This is a genomic window from Erwinia sp. (genome assembly GCF_031978025.1).
In the GTDB taxonomy this organism is placed as follows: domain Bacteria; phylum Pseudomonadota; class Gammaproteobacteria; order Enterobacterales; family Enterobacteriaceae; genus Erwinia.
The window spans coordinates 1-7,378 of sequence record NZ_DALZCD010000222.1 but is presented as its reverse complement, the minus strand read 5'-3'; the positions used below and the strand labels follow the sequence as shown (position 1 = coordinate 7,378).

General features: G+C 56.7%; 4 protein-coding genes and 1 pseudogene. All 5 read right to left on the bottom strand.

Annotated features, from left to right (window positions below; translation table 11 throughout):
- The coding region (gene ompC, locus RTK32_RS16265; RefSeq protein WP_312045781.1) for a porin OmpC at positions 1 to 947 on the bottom strand (947 nt) is incomplete at its 3' end.
- A gap of 529 nt (positions 948 to 1,476) precedes the next feature.
- A complete protein-coding gene (locus tag RTK32_RS16260) occupies positions 1,477 to 2,646 on the bottom strand; it encodes an HlyD family efflux transporter periplasmic adaptor subunit (RefSeq protein ID WP_312045779.1) in 1,170 nt (389 codons plus the stop codon).
- Entirely contained in the window at positions 2,643 to 4,793 is a 2,151-nt protein-coding gene (locus RTK32_RS16255) for a type I secretion system permease/ATPase (RefSeq protein WP_312045777.1), read from the bottom strand. Before RTK32_RS16255 ends, RTK32_RS16260 begins: the two co-directional genes overlap by 4 nt.
- 25 nt (positions 4,794 to 4,818) lie before the next feature.
- Positions 4,819 to 6,171, bottom strand: coding sequence for a TolC family outer membrane protein (locus tag RTK32_RS16250; protein ID WP_409451107.1), 1,353 nt, complete (start codon positions 6,169 to 6,171; stop codon positions 4,819 to 4,821).
- 71 nt (positions 6,172 to 6,242) lie between these two features.
- Positions 6,243 to 7,378, bottom strand: a pseudogene (locus tag RTK32_RS16245) (hypothetical protein); the annotation flags it as partial.

Below are 7,378 nucleotides of genomic sequence, written 5' to 3'. Positions count from 1 at the left end.
TGAGAACCGAAACGTTCAATATCGGTGCCGCGAGAGCTGACAAAGGCCAGAGAAGGACGCAGGCCGAAGTCGAACTGATACTGCGCTACCACTTCCCAGTTGTCCGCTTTATCCGCATAGCCATACACTTCGTCAGCCGTTCTGCTGTCGCCAAAGCGCGTCGCGTTATAAGAACGGGTGTACATGGCTGCCAGATAAATGTTGTTGGCATCGTATTTCAGGCCACCGGTGTAGGCCGTGGCTTTATCGCCATTGCCCAGAATACCGCTGGTACGGCTGTTCTGCTCATTGGTACGATCGGAACTGAACATGGCCGCACCGATCCCGAAGCCGGAACCCAGATCGTAGGTGGTGGACAAGCCCCAGCCGTCGCCGTTACGTGCCAGCACGTCACGTCCGTTAAGCTCGGTACCGCTGTTATTTTTGCCCTGGTACTGCAGAGCGAAGTTCAGGCCATCAACCATGCCAAAGAAGTTGTTGTTACGGTAGGTCGCCACGCCGCTGGTACGCTGGAACATAAAGTTATCTGCGCCGTAGGTGTCGCCGCCGAACTCTGGCAGCACGTCAGTCCATGCGCCGATATCGTAAGCCACGCCGTAGTTACGGCCATAGTCCAGAGAACCCGTATCGCCGAATTTCAGACCGGCAAAGCCAACACGCGTAAAGCTGTCTGCGGTGCCTTCGTTTTCCGTGTTGTTCAGCGCCGCCTGGTATTCCCACTGGCCGTAGCCGGTCAGTTCGCTGCTGATCTGCGTTTCGCCTTTAAAGCCAAAGCGCACGTAAGACTGGTCACCATCAGAGCCGTCGTTATCGGAAAAATAGTGCAGGCCGTCTACTTTGCCGAACAGGTCGAGCTTATTGCCGTCTTTATTGTAGATTTCTGCCGCGCCGGCAGAACCCGCGATCAGCATGGCCGGAACGATCAGGGAGAGAACGCGAAGCTTCATTTTGTATTACCCTCTTGTTATATGCCTTATTTACCACTGCGTGCTGAATGTCGAAAATTCAGTCGGCACCCTCATGGTAGAGAGCGGCCAGTAATAATCTATCAAGAAAATGATACTAAATTTCCGAATGTGTTTCATTGTGTAATGTAAATATTTCAAAATGATAACAGAGAGGAACTTTACTACCGCACAAGCGGATAAAAAATAACGCACTTTATGTTAAGTAATATCAAATCTCTTTTTATTCAGTAGGTTATTTAATGTTGCCCGTCTGAGCACTGAATGATAAAAATACGTGGCTTTTTGGTTTATAATATCCGCGCTATCATCATTTTATTTCATTATTACCTTCATTCACCCCGAATGTTTTGTTTTACCCTATTTTTCTGCCGAACCTTGTGTTCGGCTTTTTTTATGCCACGCATAGGGCCGCCCTCTCCCGCTTATCCCGCCCGAATTAAGACCAAAAACACCACTGAACGATGAAGACTAAACGTTTATTTAATTCACTATTCAGTGGCGTGATTAATTACCTTTCGCGCAGGGACTCCCTGACCTTATTCAGGGGTTTAACCAGATAATCCATGACCGTTTTCTGACCCGTTTTAATTTCCACGTTTGCCACCATACCGGGCACGATAGGGAATTTTCTGCCGGCCTTATTCACCAGCTCGGCCTTCTGCGTACGAACGTAAACGCGGTAGTAGTACTGGTCGCGTTTGACCTCATCCTGCAACGTATCCGGCGAAACCGTCTCCACCTCGCCCTCCAGGTTACCGTAGATGGAGGAGTCGTAGGCGGTGATTTTGACCACTGCAGGCAGACCGGGACGGATATAGGCGATATCGCGTGGATTGATGCGGGTTTCAATCAGCAGCTGATCCTCCAGCGGGACAATCTCCATAAGCTTACCGCCCGGCTGCAGCACGCCACCGACCGTGGTGACCTGGATATCCTTCACGATACCGCGCACCGGCGAATAGAGCGTGGCGCGCGTCAGCTGATCCTCTTTGCCGGTCAGCACCTGTAGCTGCGCGTCCAGATCGGCATTGTTTTTCACCTGTTCCTCGCGCGCGCGTACCGCATAGTCGTTTTTTGCTTCGTCAATTTTACCGCGCAGATCGCTAATCTGCCGACGCAGCCGGATAACTTCCACCTGTCCCGCCGCGCCTTTCGCTACCAGTGGCTCGGTCATACGAAGCTCGTCCTGTACCAGATTCATCGACTGGGTAAGGTTGCTGACCGTTTCCGTCAGGTTGCGACGGCGAGACTGGTAAAGCTGCGTCTCGCGCGCCACCAGCTCCGGCTCTTTAAGCGTTTCGCTGCTGAAGGCCAGCGGGGTGCCGGTCAATTCGGCGCGCAGCCGTTCCGTTGAGGCGCGTAGCGTGCGGGCTTTGGCCACGGCCTCGCCAAAATTAGACTGAAAGCGCGTGGGATCGAGACGTCCCAGCACCTGTCCTTTTTCGACGATATCGCCTTCATGCACGTTCAGCTGCTTGACGATACCGCCATCCAGGCTGTCGATAATCTGCGCCCGGCTGGATGGCGTAACTTTGCCGGTGCCGACCGTGACCTCATCCAGAATGGCAAAGTGCGCCCAAATAAAGAAAATCACCAGCGCAGCGGTGCAAAGCCAGATAATCGCTGAAGTGCGTTTTTCATTACGTTTCAGGCTGCGGTCAATCAGGATCAGGCTCATGCTGCATCTCCCTGGCCACCCGTCTGCTTCGCGGTCTGCGCGGCGGCGGCACGTAAAATTTCATCACGCGGCCCGTCTGCCACGATGCGCCCGTTATCCATAACGACAATTCTGTCCACCAGCTTTAGCAGCGCCGGACGGTGGGTCACCAGCACCAGCGTCCGGCCTGACAGCCAGCCCTGCATTTGCCGGATCACGTACTCTTCCAGCGATTCGTCCATTGAGGCGGTAGGCTCGTCCATCAGCACGACCTGTGGCTGACGCAGGATCATGCGGCTGAGCATCACCATTTGCCGCTGGCCGCCGGACAATCCGCGCCCGCCTTCGTTAATAATGCGGTCAAGACTGGATGCATCCTGCTGCACCAGGCTCAGCGCCCCGCTGACTTTCAGTGCCTGAAGCATTTCCTGCTCGCTGGCGTGTGGATTGCCCAGCATCAGGTTTTGCCGTAGCGTGCCGAAAAAGAGGCGTGAATCCTGCGACAGCCAGCCTAACTGACGACGCAAATCCACCGGATCGATGCGCTGAACGTCCACGCCATCGACGATCACTTTCCCCTGCGTTGCCCTCGCCTGACCGGCCAGCAGCTTCAGCAAGGTAGACTTCCCCGCGCCGACTTTGCCAAGGATGGCCACACGTTCGCCCGGCTTGATTTGCAGCTGATTAATGGTCACCACGCTTTTAACGTTTTCTTCATCGTAGCTGTACTGCACGCCGCGCAAATCATAATGGCCGGTGAGGGTCGGGCAATGCGCCATTTCGCCCTCTTCCGGCTGATCCAGCGGTTTTTTCAGCAATTCATCCAGGCCGCTCATGGCGGTTTTGGCATGCTGCCAGCGCGAAAATACCATCGTCAGCTGCATCAGCGGCGCGATAGTGCGCGAAGAGAGCAGGCTGCTGGCCACCAACGTCCCCGTCGTGATATCGCCGCTCAGCACCAGATAGACCCCGAATACCAACATGCTTGAGTAGGTCAGCTGCTGAACCGTTGAGGCCCAGCCGGTCAACCTTGCGCCCCACAGCCTTTGCTGCATGCCGATGGTGGCGCTGACTTCATGCGTCTGCTCCCACTGCCGCTGGAAATAGGGTTCCGCCTGCAGGGATTTTATATCTTCAATACCCTCGATGGTTTCCACCAGTACCGCGTTACGCAGCGCGCCCTCGCGTAGCCCCTCTTTCGCCAGCTTTGCCATCGGGAACTGCACCAGCAGCCCGGGAATCACGATCAGCGGGATCGCCAGCAGCGGAATAATGACCAGCGGGCCACCAATAAAGCCCATCAGGCACAGGAAGAGGATCACAAAAGGCATATCCGCCGCCGCACCCACGGTGGTTGAGGTCAGCAGCTCGCGTACCTGATCGATTTCGCGCAGCTGCGAGATAAAAGATCCGGTGGATTTGGGGCGCGCTTCGTTGCGAATATTCATCGCGCGCGCGAACAGCATGGAAGAGACTTTCAAATCAATGCGCTTTCCCATCAGGTCCGAAACCTGGGTGCGCATCAAACGAATAAGATACTCAATGGCGGCAGCAATCAGCACCCCGGCGAACAGCACCCACAGCGTTGGCTCCGACTGGGCCGGGATGACGCGGTCATACACCTGCATAGAAAAGAGAATACCGGCCAGCGCCAGCACGTTGCCGACCACCGAAGCCAGCGAGATTTCCATAATGCGGCGGCCCATGCCGCGAAAGTTTTCCCAGAACCAGTGTTTTTTGTACGGCCGAACAAATTCGTCGATGCGCGCGTCGCGGCCACGTGCCGCCACGCCGACAATACCAACCTGCTGCTGGCTCTGGGCCAGCAGCTGCGACAGTTCACTTTCGCGCACTACGTCGCCGCCATCACTCAGCCAGTAGCGTGCTTTCCCTTCTGCATCAATGGTTTCCACCACAACCACGCTGCCGTTTTCCATAATCAGTACTACCGGCGTAACTTCCTGACGCCAGCGAATTTTATCTCGTGGCATCATGGTCAGGTGCAGACCCAGCAGGCCAGCGAGCCGCTCCAGCTGCTGCGCCGGGGTAAGATGCTCAAACCAGCGCATCTGCTGGCGCAGCGTGGAGCCATCCGCCGGTTTGCCAAAGCGCGCCGCCACGCGCAACATGGCGTCAATCCAGTTTTCAGTACTAGCGGTTTTGGTCATAAGTACGGCCTTATCTTGTTTGGCATCAGAGCGATGGCAGGGTTTGTCCGCTGGTGGCTTCACGGTCGATGCCCATAATATCCAGCAGGTTATCGACGGCGGAGGCGTAGCGCACGGTGGCGTCCCAGCCGTCGTAAAGCGCAGTCAGACGGCTGCTGTCAGCCTGAAAGACATCCTGCTCAACGCTCAGCAGGTCGTTGAGGCTGCGCTTATTTAATTTGTATTCGTCAGCGTAAACCGAGCGAGTATGATCGGCGCTGCTCAGCTGCTGTTCGCCTGCTGCCTGGCGCTGCTGTGCACCGATCATGTCGGCATAGGCGGTAGAGGCGCTCTGGTTAATATCAAGTTTAGACTGCTCGACGGCGGCCTCGGCCGCTTCGCGATCGCCTTCCGCCGCGCGGGTTTTGGCATTAACCAGGCCGCCCTGGTAAAGCGGGGCTTCTACCTGAAGCTGTAGCTCGTCGTCCCAGTAAGATCGGCTGGCATTTTCATAACGCGTACGGCCCGCCTGTACTTTGATGGTCGGCCAGTGGTTAGAAGATGCCTGGCGAACACGTTCGATCGCCGCCTCCTGCTTAGCCTGCGCGCTGCGCACCGCCGCGCTTTTTTCGTAGGCTATCCTGTCCAGCGTGATCTGCTGGTTCAGCAGCGACTGCGGCAGCTCCGGCAGCGCCACGGGCACCACGCCGGTCAGCACCGTCAGCTGCGCCAGCGCAGAGCGTTCTGACGCGCGATACTGTTCCATCGTGGCATGCATCCCGGCGATGCGGGTTTCGGCCTGCAAGACGTCCGACTGCGAGCTCAGGCCCGCATCGGCGCGCATATGGGCAATATCTTTCACATGTTCCAGCGAGGCGACGTTGTTTCTGGCCGCCTCTACCAGCGACCGGTAGCGTTTGACCTGCAAATAGGCCTGTAACGTATCCTGCGCTACCGTGGTCATGGTGCCGTAAAGGGCAAAGCGATAGGCTTCGGAGAGGTGATGCTGCTCGTCAATCGCGCCGCCGGTGCGGCCAAAATCATACAGCAGTTGGTTAATGGTAATTCCACCGGAGCCGTTGTTGTTAAGGCTGCCGGAAGAGTCGGTGGTATGCGATCGCCCACCGGATGCCGCCAGGGAGATTTGCGGATACCACGCACTTTCGGCGGCATCCAGATCGGCCTCCCCCACGCGGATTTGCGCGGCGGCCTCGGAGATTTTTGGGTTGCGGGCAAAGGCCCGGAGGATGGCTTCACGTAACGTTAGCGTTGAGATTTGCTCCTCGGTAGGAGCTGCACGCCAGTTAAATTCTACTTTTTGCTGCTTTGCTGCCAGCGCATTCTGTCCCACGGGGCCGCACATCGCGGCCAGGCACAAAGAGACCCACACTTTCTTCATCTTGGCACCATCTTCCTTCTTCCTTTTGTCGATAAACGGCCGGTGCGGCAACCCCGCTCCGGCCTGTTACATCAGGCAGTCTGTACCTGTAGGTTGTGTTGAATGAGAACATCTGCCAGCGTACCTTCATGGCTGGCAGAGGCGTTGTGGTAAAGCTCGAAAGACTGACCCTCGATCGTCCGCAGGCCCGCGTCGCTCCAGACGCCGCCTTCTGTCGTGCTCAGCGTGACCGCGCTGCCGTCCGCGCCTTTAATGGTCAGCGCTTCGCTGGCATTATTGGTCAGCGTCAGCAGATCGTGTTGCCCCAGCGTCACGCTGTTGCTACCGGATGTGCCAAGATCGAGGGTTTCAACGCTGCCGATCTTCAGCCCCAGCGAGGCGAAATCTAACGCTTCGTGCGAACCGCTGAGCACCAGCGTATCGTGACCGGCCCCGCCGTTAAGATTGCCGAGCAGGTTAAGCGTGGAGAACGTAAAGGTATCGTTGCCCTCGGTGCCCGCTGCGGTAGCGTCGACGTGTGCACTGCTGGTCGACGTCCCTTCCGACATGGCGACCACACTGCTGTGCTCATCCGCTGCGCTGGCGTGACTGACGTCATCAAGCGGATTATCTTCTACCAGCAGGCTGGCCGTACTCCGATCGCTGGTGTCTGGCGTAGTGGCCGCGTCAGGCAACAGAACCTCCCGTTCCGTCTCATACCAGTGACCCGCCGCGTCCTGATAAGAGACGTAGAAGCCAGGGCCCGATGTCCTCTGCCCGTACTCGCTTGCCGGGATCTCCGAGGTAAAAGTGCCGTCTGCCGCCACGTTAATACCGTAATAATTAAGCATCTCCCCGCCGTAAAAGGAGAGTTTGTCTATCGGAAGCGGCTCGGTTAGGGTGCCGCTGACAAGGTAGTAAGCCTCATCGCCGTGATAAACGACATCTTCCGGCGTCAGCGCATTGAACGTCAGAACGGGATCGCTACTGTAAAGGTGAGACAGCAGCAAAACGTCCCGACCGGCGCTGGCATTGCCGCCCGCGCTTTCAACGCTGACGTTCAGGTTGTAGTAACCATCCGCCATCGCCTCAATATCCTTTGAAGGGATAGTGGCCATCCAGTGGTCGCTGTTAACATACCCAGTATAGGTTTTGTCACCCAGCGTGAGGGTCACTTCCGTATCGGTGTGCAGGCCCGAGCTGTCGCCGTGCAGCTGGATGTCATTTC

Excerpts from the sequence above, each read along its gene's own strand:
- RTK32_RS16260 (WP_312045779.1), bottom strand. The coding sequence starts at position 2,646 with ATGAGCCTGATCCTGATTGACCGCAGCCTGAAACGTAATGAAAAACGC.
- RTK32_RS16255 (WP_312045777.1), bottom strand. The coding sequence starts at position 4,793 with ATGACCAAAACCGCTAGTACTGAAAACTGGATTGACGCCATGTTGCGC.
- RTK32_RS16250 (WP_409451107.1), bottom strand. The coding sequence starts at position 6,171 with ATGAAGAAAGTGTGGGTCTCTTTGTGCCTGGCCGCGATGTGCGGCCCC.